The organism is Sulfitobacter rhodophyticola (assembly GCF_041281685.2).
Lineage (GTDB): Bacteria > Pseudomonadota > Alphaproteobacteria > Rhodobacterales > Rhodobacteraceae > Sulfitobacter.
In genome coordinates, this window is the sequence record NZ_CP166251.2 from 2,232,843 (window position 1) to 2,254,819 (window position 21,977).

Sequence of the window (21,977 nt, forward strand, 5' to 3'; positions counted from 1 at the left end):
TTCAGCCCCCCAGTTTCACGTTGTCGATGCCCACGATCCTGTCGTAGGCCCAGTAAAGCCCAAGCACCACCGCCAGCAGGATGGCCCCAAGCGCCGCCGCCAGACCCCAGTTCAGCGAGCTGGAAATGTGATAGGCGATCCGGTTGGAGATGAACGTGCCCGTGGTGCCACCCACGATCTCGGGCGTGATGTAATAGCCAATCGACAGGATAAAGACGAGGATTGACCCCGCGCCGATACCCGGCACCGACTGTGGGAAATAGACCCGCCAGAACGCGGTCCAGTTCGTCGCACCCAGCGATTTTGCCGCTCGGGTATAGCTGGGTGGAATGGTCTTCATCACCGAATAAAGCGGCAGGATCATGAAGGGCAGCAGGATATGCGTCATCGCGATGATCGTGCCCGTCTGGTTGTTGATCAGGGCAAGGCGGCCATCATCGGCCACCACACCGAGCCAGACCAGAGTATCGTTCACCACACCTTGCTGTTGCAGCATCACTTTCCACGCGGAGGTCCGCACCAGAAGCGAAGTCCAGAACGGCAGCAGCACGAGGATCATCAGCAGGTTCGCGGTCTTCGCGGGCAGGTTGGCAAGGATATATCCCACCGGATAGCCCAGCAAGATGCAGCTTCCGGTGATCACCAGCGACATGAACAACGTCCGCAGGAACAACTTGAGGTACAGTTGCTGGCTTTCCGGGCGCATTTCCGGGCCGTCTACGGTCTTCTGCATGTCGATGGAATTCAGGAAGTAACCTGAGGTGAAGTTGGGGCTGTAGACCTTGAGGGTCTGCCAGACGTCGAGACTGCCCCAATCCTTGTCTATGTCCTCGAACGCATCGCGGAATGTGACGGTATCAAAACCGGGCGCCGCCGCTGCGGCTGCCTGAAGTTCTGCAGCACCGGGACCCGAATAGCTCGCGACATCCGCGCCACCTGTCAGGTCGTCGTGCAGGGCGGAATAGACCAGCGCCCAAGGGTCTTCCTTGGCCAGATTGTCTTCATCCTCGTTCTGTACGAAATCCGCATAAAGCGCGAACATCTCGGCGGTCTGTGGCAGCAGGGAAGCGGCATCTCCGCTGACCTTGAAGGCGGGCTGTCGGTCGCCGGACGCCGGATCCCACGCATTCTGCGCGGCAAGCCAGTCGGCGTCACCCATCAGGGCGTTCCAGTTTTCGCCCTCCTTCCAGAAGGCATCAAGATCCTCGAACTGATCCTGATACACTTCGCCCATATCCTCGACCTTGCGGCCGGATTTCCGGAAAAGCGAAGAAACACCTGTCAGTTCATAGTTCAGGCGGGACCCAAGCCGCGTGTGCAACTTGCGCTCCTTGGCAACAAAAATGTCCCGGTACAGTTCCCGGAAGACCGCGTCGTCAGGCAGTATTTCGCCGTCCTCGTCCCAGTCTGAAAGGGCTGCAACGGTACGCGGCAGCGTATCGGAGACGATCTGGTTCTCCACAGACCTGAACAGCATGTCGGCAATCGGCGCGATGAAGGTCAGCAGCACGAAGATCAACAGCGGTGCGATCAGCATCAGCGCGCGCAGCTTGCTGCGACGCAGGGCGCGGTTCAAGCTGGATTTCAGGGTGCGTCCATCGGCGGCGAGCATCGGCCCATCGGTTGCGCGGTCGGCGTTTCGCATCGCGTTGTCGGCGGTTGCGCCGGAAAATTGGTCGGGACCTGTCGGTGCTGTCTGATCGCTCATGCGTCACCCTTGATGGCTTGGCCCTGCCGTGTTGGCGGCGGGGCAGGGTAGGGGTCAGGGGCCGTTCTTGGCCCCTGACAATTTTATCAACTCAAACGCGGCTTATTGTGCCAGCCACGCCTGGAACTTCGCGTCGATGTCGTCGCGGTAGTCAGCCCAGAACTCGTAGTTGTAGAGGAACGTGTTCTTTGCGTTCTCAGGATCGGTCGGCATGTGCGGCGCCATGTCGATGCCCAGTTCAGCGTGCTGACCCACCAGCGGTGCGGAAGACGCACGTGCAGGACCATAGCTGATGTATTTGGCCTGATCCGCCAGACGCTGTGTGTCTGTCGCGAACATGATGTAGTCCAAGGCGCGCGCCTTGCGCTCATCGGACAGACCGGTCGGGATGATCCAACCGTCAAGGTCGAACACCTGCGCGTCCCACAGCATCGCAACGGGTTGCTTCTGCTCTTCGATGACGGAGAAAAGGCGACCGTTGTAGGTGGAACCCATCACGATCTCGCCATCCGCCAGAAGCTGCGGTGTGTCCGCACCGGCAGACCACCAGATCACGTCGTCCTTGATGGTGCCCAGCTTGTCCAGCGCCTGCTGCTGACCTTCTTCGGTCTCCAGCACGTCATAGACGTCTTCCTTTGCCACGCCGTCACACAGCAGCGCCCATTCCATGTTGTTGATGGGGCGCTTTTCCAGCGCACGCTTGCCGGGATAGGCTTCGGTGTCGAAGACCGCGCACACGGATGTAGGCGGTGTGTCACCGACCATGTCCGTGCGGTAGCCGAAGGTGGTGGAATAGACGATCTGCGGAATGAAGCAGTCGGAGACCAGCAGGTCACCGAAGTCGTCAGAAGCCTTTGAGCCGTCGTCGCCGTCTGCCAGCATGGTGTCAGGATCGATTTCCATCGCCAGACCTTCGTCACACAGGCGGATGGCGTCAGCCGCAACAACGTCGACCACGTCCCATGTCACATTGCCCGCTTCATTCATCGCGCGCAGCTTGGCTACGGCCTCGGCGGAGGATTCATCGTTGATGATCGTGACGCCTGTCTTTTCCATGTAGGGGTTATGATAGGCTTGCTGCTGGCTGTTGGAATATGCGCCGCCCCAGCTCACGATGGTCATTTCGCTTGCCATGTGGCCGTCAGCGGCAACCATACCGGCTGCAACTGTCAGCGCGGTAGATGCCATAAGCGTCTTTGCTAGTTTCATTGGTTACTCTCCCATTATCCGCCCGTTAAGTGGTAAAGCGGCATGGCACGGGCTTGGGCCATTACGCTTGTCTCTGTGGTGTTGAACCCGCCTTGTCTCATCGCGCACGTGCCTCAGGCATCCAACGCGCGACAATCTTCGGCCAGCCAACCGATCTCGATCTGCTGACCGGGTTTCAGACGGGTCTGGTCGGGTGCGTTGCGGGTCTTGATGACAAAATCATTCTTCCCCGCGACCCGCAGCCGCGTGCGGAAAATGTCACCCATGTAGATGAACTCAAGCACTTCGGCCTTCAGCGTGTGGGCGTCCGCGCTCAGGCGGTCCTTGTTGTATTCCACCCGCTCGGGCCGGATGGAGACGCGCGTGCGCTCCCCCACCTTGCTGACGTTGATTGGCTTGGCGTCGATCACCGCGCCGCCGTCCAGTTCAACCAGCGCGATATCGTTGTTGATCTCCTTGATCACACCTTCCAGCGTATTGTTTTCGCCGATGAATTGCGCAACAAAGCTGTTTTCCGGCTCTTCATAAAGCTTGTCCGGCGGTGCCAACTGCTGAATGCGGCCATCGTCGAATACGGCTACCCGGTCCGACATGGTCAGCGCTTCTGTCTGGTCGTGGGTCACGTAAACGGTCGTGATGCCCAACTCGTGCGCCAGATTGGTAATTTCAAACTGCAAGGTCTCGCGCAGCTGCTTGTCCAGCGCGCCCAGCGGTTCGTCCATTAAGACCAGCTCCGGTTCAAACACCAGCGCGCGGCTCAGTGCGATGCGCTGTTGCTGACCCCCCGAAAGCTGCGCCGGGCGGCGGCCCCCGAAATCACCCATCTGCACCATGTCCAGCGCGCGTTTGACCTTTTCCTCGCGCACGGACTTGCTCATCCCGCGCACTTCCAGCGGGAAGGACAGGTTTTCTGCAACCGTCATGTGCGGGAACAGGGCGTAGTTCTGAAACACCATGCCGATGCCGCGCTTGTGCGGCGGGATGTTGTTGATCGACTTGCCATCCAGCAGGATATCCCCGTGGGTCGCCGTCTCGAACCCGGCAAGCATCATCAGGCAGGTGGTCTTGCCGGACCCCGATGGCCCGAGCATGGTCAGAAACTCCCCCTTGGGCAGGGACAGGTTAAGATCCTTCACCACAAGGTTTTCGCCGTCATATGATTTCTGGACACGCTCGAATGCTACGAACGCTTCGTTTGACGCAGTATTCACCAACGTCTCCTTCCCTGTGTCCCTTCGCGGCGGATTGATCCCACCGTCGCTATTCTAAGCTAGAGCATTGGTAACAAGCTGCGAATGAACTGCAACCAGATTCTTGGGATGCGCTGTGGCCGTTAGCGCAAACAAATCAACATTCATGCATGTTCAGGCGCATCATGTGCCAGGCCAGCGCCTGATTGCTCGACAGCACGGGCTTGCCAAGCGCCTCGGACAATCTTGGAATGACATCCAGCGTGCGCAGGTTGGTACAGCTCAGGAAAACCCCTTCGACAGCACTGTCCGCGCCCAACCGCCGCCCCGCTTCCAGCAGGGATGCCGCGCTGATGCGCACCACCTTGGCCTCCTCGGCCTCCTGAAAACTGCCGAAGGCATCCGTGCTCAACCCCGCCTGTGCAAAGGCCGCGCGCAGCGGCACGTTCACTTCCTCGACATAAGGCGAAACCAACGCAAGTTTCGAAATACCCAGATCGGCCGCGCAGGCGATGGTGGCGCGCAGCGGATTTGTTACATGCGCGACATCACAGGCCGTTTGTACGATCTGTTGGACCTTCTCCGATCCGATGACCGCGCTGGCAGAGGTACAGCCATAGCCGACCACGCGATAGGGCCGTGCATCTGGCAGCAGGCCTGCGGCCGTTTTCAGATCACCTGACATCGCGCCCAGCGTTTCCGAGGACACCTGCGGTGCGCTGGGGATGCGGCTGACATACAGCGGCGTCGGATCGTCGCGCAACACGCGCCGCATGTCCCCTTCCAGCGTCTCATCGGTCTGAAGCACGATCAGGCCCATCGGCGCAGGCTGCCTTTCGTCGGCATCAAGCGTATAAGGCAGCGGGATCAGAGCATCGCCCCGGGCGCTGCCTTCAACAAGGCGCGGGTATATTCATGCTGCGGATCGGCATAGACCTCCGCAGTCGGCCCGGTCTCCACCACTTCTCCCTTGTTCATCACAAGGATGCGGTCGCAAATCTGGGCGGCCACGCGCAGGTCATGCGTGATGAACAGCATCGCCAGATCGAACTTCTTGCGCACGTCATCCAGCAGGTCCAGCACCTGCGCCTGCACCGACACATCCAGCGCCGACACTGCTTCATCCGCGATCAGGATCATCGGCTCCATCGCCAGCGCGCGCGCGATGCAGATGCGCTGGCGTTGCCCGCCTGAAAACTGATGCGGGAACCTGTCCAGCGCATCCGGGGCCAGCCCAACGATCCGCATCAACTCCGCCGCACGTTCCTGCGCCTCGCGCATCGACAGCCCGAAATTCACCGGCCCTTCGACGATGCTCTGCCCCACGGTCCGCCGTGGGTTGAGCGACCGATAAGGGTCCTGAAACACGATCTGGATGTCCCGCCGATGCGGGCGCAATTGCCCCTCTTTCAATGTGGCAATGTTTTCTCCGTTGATCAGCACCTCGCCCGAGGTAGGATCAATCAACCGCATGATACAACGCGCCACGGTGGACTTGCCCGATCCGCTTTCACCTACGATACCCAGCGTCTCACCACGGCGCACGGTCAGGTCGACTTCCTGCACCGCATTCACAACGCGGCCCGTACCAAGCAGGCCGGGCGTGCCGTACACCTTCACCAGATCATCCGTGCTCAGCGCGACTTCCCCGGTCGCAGGCACCCGCTTGGGCGGTGTCATCGACGGCACAGCGGCGATCAGCATCTTGGTATAGTCGTCCTTGGGCGCGCGTAGCACCTCATCCACGGTGCCTTGTTCCACGATCCTGCCGTGTTTCATCACCGCCACCCGGTCTGCAATCTCGGCCACGACGCCGAAATCATGGGTGATGAACATCACCCCCATGCCCTTGCGGATTTGAATGTCCTTGATCAGCGCGAGGATCTGCGCCTGCGTGGTCACATCCAGCGCCGTCGTCGGCTCATCCGCGATCAGCAGCTGTGGCTCCAGCGTCAGCGCCATGGCGATCATGATCCGCTGCCGCTGCCCGCCGGACAACTGGTGGGGATAGGAACGGTACATCTTTTCCGGATCAGGCAGGCGCACATCGTTCATCGCCGCAATCACGCGTTCCTTGCGCTGGGATGCGTTCATGTTGGTATGGATTTCCAGCATTTCGGAAATCTGCTCCCCCACTCGCACCACTGGGTTCAGGGCGGTCATCGGCTCCTGAAAGATCATGCCCATCTTCTCGCCGCGCAGCTTGCGCAGCCGCGCGTCCGTCGCGTTGAGGATATCTTCCCCATCCAGCCTGATCGCCCCCGAAACAGGCGTCAGCGCGCGCTTGTCCGCCAGACCCATGACGGAGAACGCCGTCACGGACTTGCCCGAACCGCTTTCGCCAACGACGCACAGGATCTCTCCCTTTTTGACGGACAGGGTGACCTCTTCGATGGCAAAGGGGCGGTCCGCGCCTGAGGGCAGTTTGACAGTCAGGTTCTCTATCTCAAGAATGCCCATCAACGCATGTTCCTTGCAATCCGGGGGTCCAGCGTGTCGCGCAGCCCGTCGCCCACGACGTTGACAGCCAGCACGGTCACGGCGAGGCAGATGCCGGGAAAGAAGATGATCCAGGGGGTCAGCTGGAAGAAGGTGCGCCCTTCGGACATGATGTTACCCCATGACGGGATTTCCGGCGGGATGCCCGCGCCCAGAAAACCCAGAATGGATTCCGTCAGCATGGCAGAGCCGCAAATATACGTGGCCTGCACGATCAGCGGTGCGATGGTGTTGGGCAGCACGTGGCGCACGAGGATGGTCGGCACGCGGGTCCCAGCCGATATCGCGGCCTCCACGTAAGGTTCTTCCCGGACCGTCAGCACGACAGACCGCACAAGCCGCACAACACGGGGAATTTCAGGAATGACGATAGCCAGCACCACCGTGCCCAGCGTTGCCCCCGACAGCGAGATCATGGCAATTGCCAGCAGGATCGCCGGGATCGACATCAAGCCGTCCATCAGCCGCATGATCAGCGCATCCGCCAGCCGGATGTATCCGGCAATCAGCCCCAGAAAAAGGCCCACGGCCACGGCAACGATCGCCACGAACAGCCCCACGATCAACGAAACCTGTGCGCCGCTGATCACGCGTGAATAGACATCGCGGCCCAGCATGTCCGTGCCGAACAACCCGGCGCCCCCCGGTGGCTTCAGCCTGTTCGTCGGGTTCAGCGTCATCGGATCAAGGGTGAACAGCGGGCCGAAAATGGCAAAAAGCCCGATCACGACCAATATCGCTCCGCCCCAGAAGACGCCGCGATTGCGCAGCGCGATGCGCGCGAGGCTGATGTCCTTTGCAGCGGCAGCAGCAGCAACAGGGGACGGCGGGACGGGATTTGTGGCAGGGTTGCTCATCAGTACCGTATCCTGGGGTCAAGCAGCGTATAACTGAGGTCGATCATCAGGTTGATGAAGATGTAGATGAAACTGAAAAACAGGATCAGTCCCTGGATGATCGGATAATCCCGCGCCAGCACCGCATCCAGAACCAGACGGCCCAGACCGGGGATATTGAAGACACTTTCGGTCACCACCACACCGCCAATCAGCAACGCGATGCCGATGCCGATCACCGTGACCACGGGCACGGCCGCATTGCGCAAGGCATGGCGCATGAGGATTTTCATCTCCGACTGCCCTTTGGCGCGCGCGGTGCGGATGTAATCTTCTTCCAGCACTTCGATCACCGATGCGCGCGTCATCCGCGCGATCAGGGCGATGAAGATGACCGACAGCGTCACGGTCGGCAGCGTGATATGATACAGGAACGGCCCCAACCCTTCGGTAAAGGGCGACTTGTATCCCTGTACGGGCAGGATTTTCAGCTGCATCGAAAAGACATAGATCAGGATGTATCCCAGCACAAAGACCGGGACCGAAAACCCGCCGACCGAGAACAGCATCACGAAACGGTCCACCAGCGACCCCGCGCGAAACGCCGCCAGAGTGCCGAGGGGGACCGCAACCAGCACAGCAAAGGTAATCGTGGTCAACGCCAGCAACATTGTCGGCTCGATCCGCTGGCCGATCAGTTCGGTCACGGGCTTTCCGGAGAAGATCGAAGTGCCCAGATCGCCCTGCATCAGCGACCCGACCCAACGCACGAATTGCACCACGATAGGGTCCGACAATCCCAGCTGTTCCCGAATACGGGCAACATCTTCGGCGGTGGCATAATCCCCTGCGATGACCGATGCCGGATCACCGGGGGCCAGGCGCAACATCAGGAATACAAAAAGCGCGACCAGTACCATCACGGGTATCGTGGCAAGCACACGCATGGTGATGTAGCGCGTCATGAATTCCTCCGGCTGGTGTGAGAAGAAGCAAAGAGCATGCGGCGCAGATCAAGACCTGCGCCGCAAGGAGGTCAGATCATTCGAAGCCGATGTTCCAGAAGAACTGGACCGGTGACTTGATCAGACCTTTTACGTTGTTGCGATAGGCAACAGGCGTAAAGAACTGACCCAGATGGCCGGAGGCACCAATCGCCCAAAGGCGTTCCTGCACCTTTTTGCCGATCTCGGCCTTTTCCTCGGCAGAACCGGCGACTGCAAATGCCGTCCGCGCTTTCTCAAGCTCGGCATCTTCCGCCCAGCCGAACCAGCCCGCGTCGGGGTTGCCGGAGAAGGCAATCGCCATCGGATCAATCACGTCCGCACCGATCCACCACGTGTGGAACATGTTCCAGCCACCATCGGCAACCGGATCACGCAGCGCACGACGGGAGGTCAGCGTGGACCAGTCCATCGCCTGCACGTCGACTTCGAAGCCCACGTTGCGCAGCTTTTCGGCCGTGATCAGCGAAAACGCTGAGAGCACAGGAATATCCGTAGGCTGCATGATAACCACTGGCGTGCCGTCATAGCCTGCGGCACTCAGCGCTTCTTTGGCCATGTCCACATCGCCCGTCGACATCACGTCGGAACCCACGTCGTTGGCCAGCGGCGTGCCGCATGGGAACACGGAATGACAGGTTTTCCAGAACGCCGGATCACCCACGGCACCAGCCATGTAGTCTTCCTGCTTCATCGCCATCAAGGCCGCACGACGCACATCGGCGTTGTCGAAGGGCGGCAGAAGGTGGTTGAAGCGCGCAAAGCCAACGTTGCCCAGCGGATCGTTCACCTCGACCGTGATATCGGGGTTGGCTTCAAGAAGTGGCGCCAGATCGTTCGCAGGCGCTTCGAAGAAGTCGATCTCACCCGCCATCAGCGCATTCATCGCCGTGGTCTGATCCGGGAAATAGGTCCACTCTACCTTGTCGACCTTGGCAAGCTTGCCGCCGGATGCTGCGGAAACGGGCTCCGTACGCGGCACGTAGTCGGCGAACTTGGTGTAGACCACCTTGCTGCCGGGCACCCACTGATCCGCTTCAAAGACGAAGGGGCCGGAGCCTGTGAAGTCCGTGATCTGCTCAAACGGGTCCGTTGCCGCGACACGCGCGGGCATGATGAACGGCACGTTGGAGGAAATCTTGCCGATGGATTCAAGCACAAGCCCGTATTCATTGGCGAGCGTCAGCACGACGGTCTTGTCGTCCTGCGCTTCAAGGCTTGCGGTGTTGGCCATCAACTGCTGTCCCATCCCGTCGCGCTTGCCCCAGCGTTCAAGCGAGGCCACCACGTCCGTCGCCGTCACAGGCGCGCCATCGTGGAACTTCAGCCCGTCGCGCAGCACGAAGGTCCACGTCAGCCCATCGTCAGAGGTGGACCATGTGTCGACCATCTGCGGCTGCGGTTTGAAGTCTTCGTCCATCGAAAACAACGTATCATAGATCATGTACCCGTGGTTGCGGGTGATGTAGGCCGTGGTCCAGATCGGGTCGAGGTTCTTGAGGTCCGCATGCGGGATCACCCGCAGCGTTGTTTCAGCTTTCGCCACACCGGGCATCGCCCCCAGTGCCAGCGGGACCGCAAGCACTGCGGCAAGCAGGCTCCGGCGCTTGATCCATCCAAGCATATGTATTCTCCCTATTGTTGCGTTTTCACTTAATTGGTTTACGCATGGTTAATCAGGCACGGCTGGATACAGCTTGTCAATCGTGTGCAAATGATTTTCGCCACCCCGTACCACACTGCCTGTTGCTTAGGCATCCGAACGAAGGACCCCAGGACATGATCACCGTCTACAGTGCCGCGAAGGTTATCACGATGGACCCCAACCGACCAGAAGCCACACATGTCGCCGTGCGCGACGGCCGCGTGCTGGCCGTGGGGGATGCCGATTGTGCGCAAGGCTGGGGCGCCGCACTGACAGACGACCGGTTTGCCGACAAGGTGATTCTGCCCGGACTGATCGAAGCACATGCGCATGTCATGGCAGGGGGCATCTGGGACCATACATACTGTGGTCATTACGCCCGCACAGACCCGCAGGGCCGCGTCTGGGAGGGGTGCAAGGACTACGATGCGATCATCGCGCGGCTGGCCGAAGTCGCTGCCGGAACCCCCAAGGGACAGCCGGTCATCGGCTGGGGAATGGACCCCAACTTCATTGACGGTCGCCGGTTCGACAAGGCGCACCTCGATCAGGTCTCAACCGACCATCCGGTGATTGTATCGCACTCCAATTTCCACCTGATGACCGTAAATTCCGCCGCACTGGCCAAAGCCGGTTTCGACGCAGGCACGAACATCGAAGGCGTGATCAAGGGCGCGGACGGCAGCCCCAACGGCGAACTTCAGGAGTTCGCCGCGATGAACCCGATGATAGATGCATGTGGATATAATTTCCTGAACATGGCAAATGAACCCAGTCTGCGCGCCTATGGTCAGGTCGCGCGTCTTTGCGGCGTGACAACGGTGGCCGAACTGCTGTCGGACCTCAAGGAAGACGAGGTTCAGATGATCGAACGCGTCGTGCACGACCCGGCCTTTCCCGCCCGCTACGTACCGGTGATGAACGCCATGGTCGGCGACCCGGAGGACGAAGCGGCGCGCGCCGTCGCGCTGCGTGCGCGCTCCACCGACAAGTTGTCGCTCGGCCGTGCAAAGCTGTTCACGGATGGGGCCATTCAGGGCTATACCGCCAAGCTCAAGCCACCCGGCTACATGACCGGCGAAGATCACGGCATCTGGAACATGGACCTCGATCACTACCGCCGCGCCGTGGCGGCGCTGCACAAGGCAGGCGTCAAGACGCACATCCATACCAATGGCGATGCAGCCTCCGAACTGGCGATCGAGGTCTATGAAGAGGTCATGCTGAAATACCCCAACCCCGACCTGCGCCATACACTTGAACACGTGCAGCTTGCCGGCCGGGACCAGTTCAAGCGCATGAAGGCGCTGGGCCTGACCTGCAATATCTTCGGGAACCACATCCATTACTTCGGTGACATCCACTGGACCAAAACCGTCGGCCCCGACCGCGCTGCCCGCATGAACGCCTGCCGCGACGCGGTCGAAATCTTCGACAATGACTTCGCCATCCACTCCGACGCACCGATCACCCCCATGGCCCCGCTGGTCACCGCATGGGCTGCCGTCAACCGGGTGACGGAAACGGGCCGCGTGCTGGGCACCAGCCAGCAGATCACCGTGCCGCAGGCGCTCTATTGCATCACCATGGGGGCCGCCCACGTGCTGAAGCTGGATCACGAAGTCGGCTCGATCCAGACCGGCAAACACGCCGATTTCTGCGTGCTGGCCGAAGACCCGCTGGCGGTCGATCCCTTGGCACTGCGCGATATCGAAGTCGTCGCCACCGTCCTGGGCGGAGAGGTCACGACATGACCCGTGTCGCCGTCGCAGGGTTTCAGCATGAAACCAATACATTTGCCCCGTTCCCCACCACGTTGGAGACCTTCCGCACGGGCGGCTCATGGCCCGCCCTGACCCGCGGCGAAGCGCTCCATGACACGATGCGCGGCCTCAACATCCCCCTCTCTGGCTTCATGGCCGCCTGCACCCATGAGTTGATCCCGATCCTGTGGTGCGGCGCGGAACCGGGCGGCTATGTAGAAGAAGACGCGTTCGAAGCAATCGTCGGCGAAATCGTCCAGACCATCGCGGATACAAAGCCCGACGCCGTCTACCTCGACCTGCACGGCGCAATGGTCACGCAGCGATACAACGATGCTGAGGCCGAAATCATCGCCCGCGTCCGCGCCGCCATCGGGCCCGACACCCCCTTCGTTGTCAGCTTCGACCTCCACGGCAACCTATCCACACCCGTTTCGGACCTCACCGACGGCGTCACCCTCTACCGCACTTATCCCCATACCGACCTTGCCGAAACCGGCGCGCGCGCCGCCCACCTGCTGGACCAGCTGCTGCAAGGCCCGCTTGCCAAGGCATACAAGCAGGTCGACCTCCTCCTGCCCATCACCGCACAATCGACCGAGTTTGAGCCCGCCAAGTCCATCTACGCCGCCCTCGCGAACCTCGATGTCTCCAGCGCCGACATCGCCATGGGCTTCCCCCCCGCCGACATCCCCGACGTCGGCCCCGCCATCTTCGCCTACGACCCCGACCCGGCCAAGGCGCAGGCCGCCGTAGACCAGATCACCGCATCCATCCTCGCCGCCGAAACCCAATTCGACGCCCGCCTCGAACAAGCCCTCCCCTGCGTCGCCCGCGCCATGACGCTTGAAGCCCCCGTCGTCATCGCCGACCCGCAAGACAACCCGGGTGCGGGCGGCACCGGTGACACCACCGGTATCCTGCGCGCGCTCATCGAAAACAACGCGCCGGATGCCGTCCTCTCCATGCTCTATGACCCCAAAACCGCCGCTGCGGCTCACGCCGCAGGGCAGGGCGCCGAAATCGACGTCTCCATCGGCGGCGCCTTCGACCAATACTCAAAACCCTTCAAGGCCCGCGTCAAAGTCGAACGCCTCTCCGACGGCGTCTTCGATTTCACCGGCCCGATGTTCGGCGGCGCGACCGCCCACCTCGGCCCTGTCGCCCGCCTCAGGATCATCGGTACCGGCGTCACCGTCGTCGTCGGCAGCCGCCGGGGCCAGAACGCCGATCAGGAAATGTTCCGCGTCGTCGGCATCGAGCCCCGCGATCACGCCATCGTCTGCGTCAAATCCGGCGTGCACTTCATGGCCGACTATCTGCGCATCACCGACCGCATCCTTTTCGCCGAAAGCCCCGGTGCCAACCCCTGTCACCTCGAAACCCTCCCCTACACCAAGATCCGCAAAGGCATCCGGCTGGGCAACAGCGGCAAGACCACCTGATGCCCCCTCTTTTCTCCCCAAATATCCCGGAGAGCACGAGAGGCAGCGCCTCTCGTATGGACGCAGTCCATCCATCAACACCCCCACAAAAGAATCCCTTGCCATCCCATCCCACACCCTCTAAAGGCACACCAACTCAGCCCGGCACTGCCCCTGAGCCATAAATACCGACGCGACGAAGCCCGTGATGAGCACTGTCTTCCAATCCGTTTGAAGCCCTAATCTAAAGGGATATGCACATGGCCGCTCAAAGCCAGAACATCCGCATTCGCCTCAAGGCGTTTGATTACCGGGTGCTTGACGCCTCCACTCAGGAAATCGTCAATACAGCCAAGCGCACAGGCGCTTCTGTTCGGGGTCCGATCCCGCTGCCCAACAAGATCGAAAAATTCACCGTCCTGCGTGGTCCCCACGTGGACAAGAAATCCCGTGACCAGTTCGAAATCCGCACGCACAAGCGTCTGCTGGATATCGTCGATCCGACCCCCCAGACCGTGGACGCGCTGATGAAGCTCGACCTCGCCGCTGGTGTGGACGTCGAGATCAAGTTGCAGTCGTAAAGGAGGGCACCGGTTATGTTGCGCTCAGGCGTTATTGCAAAAAAGGTGGGGATGACCCGTCTGTTCATGGAAGACGGCAAGCAGATCCCTGTGACCGTTCTTCAACTCGACAATCTTCAGGTCGTCGCACAGCGTACCTCTGAGAAGGATGGCTACACCGCCGTTCAGCTGGGTGCAGGCACGGCCAAAGCCAAGCGGACCTCCAAAGCCATGCGCGGTCACTTCTCCGCGGCCAAGGTGGAACCCAAGCGCAAGGTCGCAGAATTCCGCGTGGACGCGGATGCGATGCTGCCCGTGGGTGAAGAGATCATCGCGGCCCATTACTTCGAGGGTCAGTTCGTTGACGTTGCAGGCACCTCCATCGGTAAAGGTTTTGCCGGTGCGATGAAGCGTCACAACTTCGGCGGTCTGCGTGCGACGCACGGTGTGTCGATCTCTCACCGTTCGCACGGCTCCACTGGTCAGTGTCAGGATCCTGGCAAGGTTTTCAAAGGCAAGAAAATGGCCGGTCACATGGGTGCCGCCCGTGTCACCACGCAGAACCTTCAGGTCGTGAAAACCGATGTTGGCCGTGGTCTGATCATGGTCAAAGGCGCCGTTCCCGGCTCCAAGGGTGGCTGGGTCACTGTCAAGGACGCGGTGAAGAAACCGTTCCCTGAGAACGCGATCCTGCCCGCCGCTCTGGCCTCCGCTGCCAAAGAAGCTGAAAAAGCCGCTGAAGAAGCAGCCGCCGCAGCCGCCGCAGAAGCCGAAGCAGAAGCCACGCGCCTCGCAGAAGAGCAGGCCGCAGCCGAAGCGGAGCAGCTCAAAGCAGCCGAAGCAGAAATCGCAGCAGAAGGTTCCGATGAGCCTGCCGCTGACGATGCAGACAAGAAAGAAGGTGACGCATGAAACTCGATGTCATCAAACTCGACGGCGGCAAAGCCGGTTCGGTAGACCTGGACGAGGCCCTTTTCGGTCTTGAGCCACGCGCCGACATCCTGCACCGCGTTGTCCGCTGGCAGCGTAACAACGCGCAGGCCGGGACCCACAAGGTCAAGACACGCTCCGAAGTGAGCTACTCCACCAAGAAGATCTACCGCCAGAAGGGCACCGGCGGCGCACGCCACGGCGCGCGCTCTGCACCGATCTTCCGCGGCGGTGGTGTGTATAAAGGCCCCAAGGTGCGCAGCCACGGTCACGAGCTGACCAAGAAGTTCCGCAAGCTGGGTCTCAAGCACGCGCTGTCTGCCAAGGCAAAAGCCGGCGCGCTGGTGATCCTGGACGAAGCCGCAAGCGAAGGCAAAACAGCCGCACTGGCCAAGCAGGTCAATGCACTGGGCTGGAAGCGTGCGCTGGTCATCGACGGCGCAAGCGTGAACGAACACTTCGCCCAAGCCGCGCGCAACATCGAAGGTCTGGATATCCTGCCAACGATGGGCGCAAACGTATATGACATCCTCAAGCGTGACACTCTGGTGATCACGAAGGCCGGTGTCGAAGCATTGGAGGCCCGTTTGAAATGAGCGCCAAGCACGAACACTACGACGTGATCCGCAAGCCGATCATCACCGAGAAAGCAACCATGGCCTCCGAGGCGAATGCGGTTGTGTTCGAAGTCGCGATCGACAGCAACAAACCCCAGATCAAGGAAGCGGTTGAAGCGCTCTTTGGTGTGAAGGTGAAGGCGGTGAATACGTCCATCACGAAGGGTAAGGTCAAGCGATTCCGTGGCCAGTTGGGCAAGCGGAAGGACGTCAAGAAGGCGTATGTTACCTTGGAAGAAGGTAACACGATTGATGTCTCCACGGGCCTGTAACCCGTAGGGTGGGTGCAACCCACCAATGCAAAACAACAAGGCCCTCGCGCAAGCGGGGGCTTTCTTCGTTCGTAGGGTGCGCATTCACTGCGCACCATCCCACCTCAATCGAACGCCCAACGGTGCGCAGCAAGTGCGCACCCTACGCCTTGAAAAAGTATTCCAAATAGCTTAGCTATAGCTTAGCCATATTTTGGAGCGCCCCATGCAAGCCTCAGTCCACGAAGCCAAAACCAACCTGTCTAAGCTGATGGAAGCCGCCGAACGCGGCGAACGCGTCGTGATCACCCGCCACGGCGTGCCAGCGGTAGAGTTGGTGCCAGCGAAGAAATCCAAGGTCACTCTCGGCAACCTCAAAGACAAAGTCGGTGAGATACCCGATGCCTTTTTCGACCCGATGACCGAGGAAGAGTTGCTCGACTGGGAGGGGCGCGACTAGATGCTCTTGCTGGATACAGGGCCACTCGCGATGGTCATTCTGGGCAGTGACCGGATGACCAAGACTGCACGCGAGGCTGTCCTTTCAGCGGACGAAGTCATGGTGTCAGCCATTTCGTTTTATGAGATCGGGCAGAAGGTGCGTATTGGCAAATGGCCCGAGATGGCCCCTTTCGTGGCTGAGTTGGAAGCCCTCACCACAAAGCGCGGGATAACGATTACACCATTGTCGGCGTCTGTAAGCCTACGCGCATCGCTACTCGACTGGAGCCACCGCGATCCGTTTGACCGGATGATCGCGACAGTGGCGTTGCAGGAAGGGTGTCCGGTGGTGTCGCCGGATGCGGCGTTTGATGCGGTTGGGGTGGCGCGGGTTTGGTGAGGACGAGGGCATCAATTGTCACATAGCTGAAGAGATCATTTGACCCCCGATTACATATCTCAGGAAGGTATCAAAATAGCCGCGAGGGACTCAGCCCATTAAAAGAGAATTCAATTTCGAGCTTTCTAGAAATCATTGTACGAAACGATTTGAGCGAGTTTTCGCTGGTCACAAATTCGGATTCATGCTCTGGTTGCAGAACAATAAACACAGGAGAGATCAATTGACGTCAAATTGTTTACGGCTTTCATTCGTAGGGGGTGTCGTTTTAGCTATTGCGGGGTGTGTGACCAATCTTGAACCGGCGATTAGCAGCTTCAATGAAGCCAGCGTTGCAATTCAACTTGACGGGTCATCTCTAGAGTTTTCTGATCAACCGAGCCGAGACGCTGCCGTAGCTAAGGCAGATGTTCTAGCGGCAGATACCTGTCGACGTGGCCCGAACAGACGCGCTGAGTTCGCAAGCTCACGTAACGTTCCTACCGGACAGTATACCTACGTGGTTGAAAGGCTGTATCTTTGCTTGCGTTGATCTTTTGGCAAAGCAGTTGAGTTCATTGGTTGACCACGGCTAAACCATGACCTAAACGCACCCACAGACAAAGCCCCGGATTCGTCCGGGGCTTGTCCGTTGTCGCGCGTTCGCACTCAACACGCACCGCAAGACACCCAAAATCGGGGACCTTCGGGGCCCTTCATACCATAGCTGGCCACACGCCAGCGTAAGCAAAACGGAAGACAGACAACATGGCACTCAAGTCGTATAAACCGACGACGCCGGGCCAGCGTGGGCTGGTACTGATCGACCGTTCGGAGCTTTGGAAAGGCCGCCCGGTCAAAGCCCTCACAGAGGGTCTGACCAAGAATGGCGGACGGAACAACACCGGACGGATCACGATGCGTCGCAAAGGCGGTGGGGCAAAGCGCCTCTACCGTGTCGTAGATTTCAAGCGCAACAAGCTGGACATGTCCGCGGTTGTTGCCCGCATTGAATATGACCCCAACCGGACGGCCTTCATCGCGCTGATCCAATACGAAGACGGGGAGCAGGCCTATATCCTTGCCCCTCAGCGTCTGGCCATCGGTGACAAGGTCATCGCCTCCAAGAAGGCCGACATCAAACCCGGCAACGCAATGCCTTTCGCGGGCATGCCGATCGGTACGATTGTCCACAACATCGAAATGAAGCCGGGCAAGGGCGGCCAGATCGCCCGTGCGGCAGGCACCTACGCCCAGTTCGTGGGCCGGGACGGGGGCTATGCCCAGATCCGCCTCAGCTCAGGCGAACTGCGTCTGGTGCGTCAGGAATGCATGGCCACCGTCGGTGCCGTGTCCAACCCCGACAATTCCAACCAGAACTACGGTAAAGCGGGCCGCATGCGCCACAAGGGCATCCGCCCGTCTGTGCGTGGTGTCGTGATGAACCCGATCGACCACCCGCACGGTGGTGGTGAAGGCCGGACCTCTGGTGGTCGTCATCCGGTGACCCCATGGGGCAAGCCGACAAAGGGTGCAAAAACCCGGAACAAGAAAAAAGCGTCCAGCGCCCTGATCATCAGATCGCGCCACGCCAAGAAGAAGGGGCGCTAATATGTCTCGATCCGTATGGAAGGGTCCTTTTGTCGACAGCTATGTTCTCAAAAAGGCCGAAGCATCGCGTGAGTCTGGCCGGAACGAAGTGATCAAGATCTGGTCGCGCCGCTCCACCATCCTGCCGCAGTTTGTGGGTCTGACGTTCGGCGTCTACAACGGCCGCAAGCACATCCCTGTTAACATCAGCGAAGAAATGATCGGTCAGAAGTTTGGCGAATACAGCCCGACCCGGACCTACTACGGTCATGCCGCTGATAAAAAAGCGAAGCGGAAATAAGCCATGAGCAAGGATAAAAATCCCCGCCGCGTGGCAGACAATGAAGCACGTGCAAAGCTGCGCATGCTCAAGACGTCTCCGCAGAAACTGAACCTCGTTGCTGGCCTCATTCGCGGCAAGAAGGTGGACAAGGCCCTGACGGACCTCACCTTCTCCAAGAAGCGGATCGCGCAGGACGTGAAGAAATGCCTTCAGTCCGCCATCGCCAACGCCGAGAACAACCACAACCTTGACGTGGACGAGCTGATCGTCGCGGAGGCCTATGTCGGCAAGAACCTCACCATGAAGCGCGGGCGTCCCCGTGCCCGCGGCCGGTTCGGCAAGATCATCAAGCCATTCGCAGAAGTCACAATCGTCGTGCGTCAAGTTGAGGAGCAAGCATAATGGGCAACAAAGTAAACCCGATCGGCATGCGCTTGCAGGTCAACCGCACCTGGGACAGCCGCTGGTACGCCGACACGAAGGACTACGGTGATCTTCTTCTCGAAGACCTCGCCATCCGCGCCTTCATCAAGGAAGAGTGCAAGCAGGCCGGCGTGGCCCGCGTGATCATCGAACGTCCGCACAAAAAGTGCCGCGTCACGATCCACACGGCCCGCCCCGGTGTCATCATCGGCAAGAAAGGTGCGGACATCGAAGGTCTGCGCCAGAAAATCGCCAAGATGACGTCCTCGGAACTGCATCTCAACATCGTTGAAGTTCGCAAACCCGAACTGGACGCCGCACTGGTCGGTGAAAGCATCGCACAACAGCTGGAGCGTCGGGTATCCTTCCGCCGCGCCATGAAGCGTGCCGTGCAGAACGCCATGCGCATGGGTGCCCTGGGCATCCGGGTCAATCTTGCCGGTCGTCTCGGCGGTGCTGAAATCGCGCGTACCGAATGGTACCGCGAGGGCCGCGTGCCCCTGCACACTCTGCGTGCGGACATCGATTACGCGCATGTCGAGGCCGCAACGGCTTACGGGATCATCGGGATCAAGACCTGGATCTTCAAAGGTGAGATCATGGAACATGACCCCGCCGCCCGTGACCGCAAGGCTCAGGAAATGCAAGACGGCCCGGCACCTCGCGGTGCAGGCGGTCGGCGTTAAGGAGTAGATAGATGCTACAGCCAAAACGTACGAAATTCCGCAAGCAGTTCAAAGGCTCCATCAAGGGTCTGGCGAAGGGCGGGTCTGACCTGAACTTCGGCACCTACGGCCTGAAGGCACTGCAGCCGGAGCGTGTGACAGCACGCCAGATCGAAGCCGCACGTCGTGCCATGACGCGTCACATGAAGCGTCAGGGCCGCGTCTGGATCCGGATTTTCCCGGACGTGCCCGTGACCTCCAAGCCCGTCGAAGTTCGGATGGGTAAAGGTAAGGGTTCCGTGGATTTCTGGGCGTGCAAAGTGAAGCCCGGCCGCGTGATGTTCGAGATCGACGGCGTGAATGATGACATTGCCCGTGAGGCTCTGCGTCTGGCGGCTATGAAGCTGCCGATCAAGACGCGTGTTGTTGTTCGGGAAGATTGGTAGACGTCGTTTCCCTTTTTGGAAACGATGGGGGTGGCAGTCGCTTTTGATTCTTCATCAAAAGCGATGATAACCCACTCCGGTAGAGATGGAGAGCCCCCGTTGTGAAAGCATCGGGGGTTTTTTTTGGCGCTAGGGAGGCATTCAATGGGCAAAGAAGTCCTCGACTTCATTGGTATTTCGCTACCGCTGATCACTATAGCTGGATCTGCTGTAGCCTACTTGGTCAAAATATACACAGACGCAAGGCGCGAACAGCGAACCCACTTTTACGATCTAATGGCCAAGATTGATGAGAAAGGCACGATAGCTTCGAAGGTCACGGCTGTTTATCAGCTGCGTGAGTTCCCAGAACATAAAGACTTCGTCATTCGGTTCTGTGATTCACAAATGAAGAATATTGAGGGTCAAGCAGCCCATATCCTCGCTGATGAAATGGCCCAGACTCTCAAGTTTATGAAAGAAATCTAGCGTTTGGTGGTGCATCAAGTTCAGGCGTCTCCCTTCATGAACTCTTTGTAAACCCCCACCTCCCCCATTGACCTCCCCCCCATAACCCGCGACCCTCTCCTTATCCAAGCACCGGGACCCACCCGGCGCCCCCCAGGAAAAGGATCACGCGCATGCCGCTGAAACTGAACCCCCTTCGCACCTCATTGCTGGCGCTCACGCTCACCGCGACCGCCGCCTCTGCCGCCGACCTCAGCGTTGGCCTGCAGCAGGAACCCACAACCCTCGACCCCACGTCAGAGGCGACGGCTTCCATCGACAGCATGTTGATGCAGAACGTCTATGAAACCTTGACCATCATCCAGCAGGATGGCTCGGTCGGGCCGAACCTCGCCACGGGTTGGGAAGTGTCCGATGACGGGTTGAACTACACTTTTACGCTGGCCGAAGGCGTAATGTTCCACGATGGCACCGCCTTTGACGCCGAAGACGTGCTCTTCTCCATCAACCGCGCCATGGCGGAGGATTCCAAGAACCCCGCCAAGGGCATTTTTGCGGGGATCACCAGCATCACTGCGCCCGATCCGCTGACCGTTGAAGTGACGCTGAAGGAATCCGAAGCCTTCTTTCTGTTCAACATGGGCAAGGGCGACGCGGCCATGGTCGCGCCCGAGACGGCGGACAACAACGCCACCACCCCCGTGGGCACGGGTCCGTTCAAGTTCGACAACTGGAACCGCGGTGACCGTCTGACACTGGTCAAGAACCCCGATCACCGTGAAGCGGATATCGTTTCGCTCGATACGGTGACCTTCCGCTTCGTCGCCGATGCCGCCGCCGCCACCGCCGCGATGATGGCCGAGGAGATCGACGCCTATCCGGCCTTTCCCGCGCCCGAATTGCTGGAGCAGTTCGAAGCCGATCCGCGCTTCAAGGTCACCCAGGGGAACACGCAGGGCGAAGTGATCCTGGCGATCAACAACGCCAAGCCGCCCTTTGACAACATCGAAGTGCGCCGCGCGATCAGCCACGCGATCAACCGCGAGGAAATCATCGACGGCGCGATGTACGGTAAAGCCACACCCATCGGCAGCTTCTATCCGCCGCAGGGCACGGCATATGTCGATCTGACGGGCACCTATGCCACCGACACCGCCAAGGCGAAGGAGATGTTCGAAGCCGCAGGCGTTGGCGGGTCCACCATGACCCTGCGCGTGCCGCCCTTCCCCTATGCCATGCGCTCGGCCGAGATCGTGCAGGCGCAACTGGCGCAAGCGGGCATCGACGCCAAGGTCGAGAACGTCGAGTGGGGTTTCTGGATTGACGAAATCTACCGCAAGAAGAACTACGACATGACCATCATCGCCCATGTGGAGCCCAACGATATGGGCAACTTCGCGCGGGGTGCGGATTACTACTACGGCTATGAAAACCCCGATTTCACCGCCCTGTGGGAAAAGATCCGCACGGAGCCAGACGCCGAAGTCCGCGACGCGCTGCTCAAGGAGGGGCAGGAGTTTCTGGCGAATGAAGCCGTCCACGGCTTCCTTTACCAGCTGCCGCTGCACGGTATTTTCCGCAACGAGGTCGAAGGGTACTGGCCCTCCGTTCCGGTGTCCTACATGCCGCTGAAGTATGTCTCCAAGGGTTGAACCGGGTGGCCCCCA

General features: G+C 59.9%; 23 protein-coding genes. 15 read left to right on the top strand and 8 right to left on the bottom strand.

Annotation, left to right across the window (positions count from 1 at the left end):
- Position 1: 1 nt before the first annotated feature.
- The 8 genes from AB4X18_RS11930 to AB4X18_RS11965 form a co-directional block, all read right to left on the bottom strand.
- A complete protein-coding gene (locus AB4X18_RS11930; RefSeq protein WP_432816634.1) occupies positions 2 to 1,708 on the bottom strand; it encodes an ABC transporter permease in 1,707 nt (568 codons plus the stop codon).
- Positions 1,709 to 1,810: 102 nt separating this feature from the next.
- Entirely contained in the window at positions 1,811 to 2,917 is a 1,107-nt protein-coding gene (locus tag AB4X18_RS11935; protein ID WP_370400291.1) for an extracellular solute-binding protein, read from the bottom strand.
- Positions 2,918 to 3,030: 113 nt separating this feature from the next.
- Positions 3,031 to 4,131 carry an ABC transporter ATP-binding protein gene (locus tag AB4X18_RS11940; RefSeq protein ID WP_432816635.1) on the bottom strand — a complete coding sequence of 367 codons (1,101 nt, stop codon included), beginning with the start codon at positions 4,129 to 4,131 and terminating at the stop codon, positions 3,031 to 3,033.
- 133 nt (positions 4,132 to 4,264) lie between these two features.
- Positions 4,265 to 4,927 (bottom strand): maleate cis-trans isomerase family protein, encoded by a 663-nt coding sequence (locus AB4X18_RS11945; RefSeq protein WP_370400292.1) that lies wholly within the window; start codon positions 4,925 to 4,927, stop codon positions 4,265 to 4,267.
- 47 nt (positions 4,928 to 4,974) lie between these two features.
- Positions 4,975 to 6,567 (bottom strand): ABC transporter ATP-binding protein, encoded by a 1,593-nt coding sequence (locus tag AB4X18_RS11950; protein WP_370400293.1) that lies wholly within the window; start codon positions 6,565 to 6,567, stop codon positions 4,975 to 4,977.
- Positions 6,567 to 7,463 carry an ABC transporter permease gene (locus AB4X18_RS11955; RefSeq protein ID WP_432816636.1) on the bottom strand — a complete coding sequence of 299 codons (897 nt, stop codon included), beginning with the start codon at positions 7,461 to 7,463 and terminating at the stop codon, positions 6,567 to 6,569. The genes AB4X18_RS11950 and AB4X18_RS11955 overlap by 1 nt, the downstream gene beginning before the upstream one ends.
- Positions 7,463 to 8,407 (bottom strand): ABC transporter permease, encoded by a 945-nt coding sequence (locus tag AB4X18_RS11960; RefSeq protein WP_370400296.1) that lies wholly within the window; start codon positions 8,405 to 8,407, stop codon positions 7,463 to 7,465. The genes AB4X18_RS11955 and AB4X18_RS11960 overlap by 1 nt, the downstream gene beginning before the upstream one ends.
- A gap of 76 nt (positions 8,408 to 8,483) precedes the next feature.
- Positions 8,484 to 10,070 carry an ABC transporter substrate-binding protein gene (locus AB4X18_RS11965; RefSeq protein WP_370400297.1) on the bottom strand — a complete coding sequence of 529 codons (1,587 nt, stop codon included), beginning with the start codon at positions 10,068 to 10,070 and terminating at the stop codon, positions 8,484 to 8,486.
- 155 nt (positions 10,071 to 10,225) lie between these two features.
- Here AB4X18_RS11965 and AB4X18_RS11970 point away from each other — a divergent pair, with 155 nt between their 5' ends.
- The 15 genes from AB4X18_RS11970 to AB4X18_RS12040 all read left to right on the top strand — a co-directional run bounded on the left by AB4X18_RS11970 (position 10,226) and on the right by AB4X18_RS12040 (position 21,962).
- Positions 10,226 to 11,845: an amidohydrolase gene (locus tag AB4X18_RS11970; protein ID WP_370400298.1), complete on the top strand. Its 1,620-nt coding sequence runs from the start codon at positions 10,226 to 10,228 to the stop codon at positions 11,843 to 11,845.
- The gene (locus AB4X18_RS11975) at positions 11,842 to 13,299 is read left to right on the top strand and encodes a M81 family metallopeptidase (RefSeq protein ID WP_432816637.1); all 1,458 of its coding nucleotides are present in this window, start codon (positions 11,842 to 11,844) and stop codon (positions 13,297 to 13,299) included. The genes AB4X18_RS11970 and AB4X18_RS11975 overlap by 4 nt, the downstream gene beginning before the upstream one ends.
- 239 nt (positions 13,300 to 13,538) lie before the next feature.
- Entirely contained in the window at positions 13,539 to 13,859 is a 321-nt protein-coding gene (gene rpsJ / locus AB4X18_RS11980) for a 30S ribosomal protein S10 (protein ID WP_169639408.1), read from the top strand.
- A gap of 15 nt (positions 13,860 to 13,874) precedes the next feature.
- Entirely contained in the window at positions 13,875 to 14,750 is an 876-nt protein-coding gene (gene rplC, locus AB4X18_RS11985; protein ID WP_370400300.1) for a 50S ribosomal protein L3, read from the top strand.
- Complete coding sequence (rplD, locus tag AB4X18_RS11990) at positions 14,747 to 15,364, top strand: 50S ribosomal protein L4 (protein ID WP_370400301.1); 618 nt, start codon at positions 14,747 to 14,749, stop codon at positions 15,362 to 15,364. Before rplC ends, rplD begins: the two co-directional genes overlap by 4 nt.
- Entirely contained in the window at positions 15,361 to 15,657 is a 297-nt protein-coding gene (locus tag AB4X18_RS11995; RefSeq protein ID WP_370400302.1) for a 50S ribosomal protein L23, read from the top strand. The genes rplD and AB4X18_RS11995 overlap by 4 nt, the downstream gene beginning before the upstream one ends.
- Before the next feature lie 205 nt (positions 15,658 to 15,862).
- Positions 15,863 to 16,096: a type II toxin-antitoxin system Phd/YefM family antitoxin gene (locus AB4X18_RS12000; RefSeq protein WP_370400303.1), complete on the top strand. Its 234-nt coding sequence runs from the start codon at positions 15,863 to 15,865 to the stop codon at positions 16,094 to 16,096.
- Positions 16,097 to 16,477 (top strand): type II toxin-antitoxin system VapC family toxin, encoded by a 381-nt coding sequence (locus AB4X18_RS12005; protein ID WP_370400304.1) that lies wholly within the window; start codon positions 16,097 to 16,099, stop codon positions 16,475 to 16,477.
- A 747-nt stretch (positions 16,478 to 17,224) separates the two neighbouring features.
- Positions 17,225 to 18,067 carry a 50S ribosomal protein L2 gene (rplB, locus tag AB4X18_RS12010; RefSeq protein ID WP_370400305.1) on the top strand — a complete coding sequence of 281 codons (843 nt, stop codon included), beginning with the start codon at positions 17,225 to 17,227 and terminating at the stop codon, positions 18,065 to 18,067.
- A 1-nt stretch (position 18,068) separates the two neighbouring features.
- Entirely contained in the window at positions 18,069 to 18,347 is a 279-nt protein-coding gene (gene rpsS / locus AB4X18_RS12015) for a 30S ribosomal protein S19 (RefSeq protein ID WP_299872432.1), read from the top strand.
- 3 nt (positions 18,348 to 18,350) lie between these two features.
- The gene (gene rplV / locus AB4X18_RS12020; protein ID WP_299872429.1) at positions 18,351 to 18,731 is read left to right on the top strand and encodes a 50S ribosomal protein L22; all 381 of its coding nucleotides are present in this window, start codon (positions 18,351 to 18,353) and stop codon (positions 18,729 to 18,731) included.
- Complete coding sequence (rpsC, locus tag AB4X18_RS12025; protein WP_370400306.1) at positions 18,731 to 19,438, top strand: 30S ribosomal protein S3; 708 nt, start codon at positions 18,731 to 18,733, stop codon at positions 19,436 to 19,438. The genes rplV and rpsC overlap by 1 nt, the downstream gene beginning before the upstream one ends.
- Before the next feature lie 11 nt (positions 19,439 to 19,449).
- The gene (rplP, locus tag AB4X18_RS12030) at positions 19,450 to 19,863 is read left to right on the top strand and encodes a 50S ribosomal protein L16 (protein ID WP_299872422.1); all 414 of its coding nucleotides are present in this window, start codon (positions 19,450 to 19,452) and stop codon (positions 19,861 to 19,863) included.
- Between the two features lie 144 nt (positions 19,864 to 20,007).
- Positions 20,008 to 20,331, top strand: coding sequence for a hypothetical protein (locus AB4X18_RS12035; RefSeq protein ID WP_370400307.1), 324 nt, complete (start codon positions 20,008 to 20,010; stop codon positions 20,329 to 20,331).
- Between the two features lie 152 nt (positions 20,332 to 20,483).
- Positions 20,484 to 21,962 carry an ABC transporter substrate-binding protein gene (locus AB4X18_RS12040; protein WP_370400308.1) on the top strand — a complete coding sequence of 493 codons (1,479 nt, stop codon included), beginning with the start codon at positions 20,484 to 20,486 and terminating at the stop codon, positions 21,960 to 21,962.
- The last annotated feature ends 15 nt before the right edge of the window (positions 21,963 to 21,977 follow it).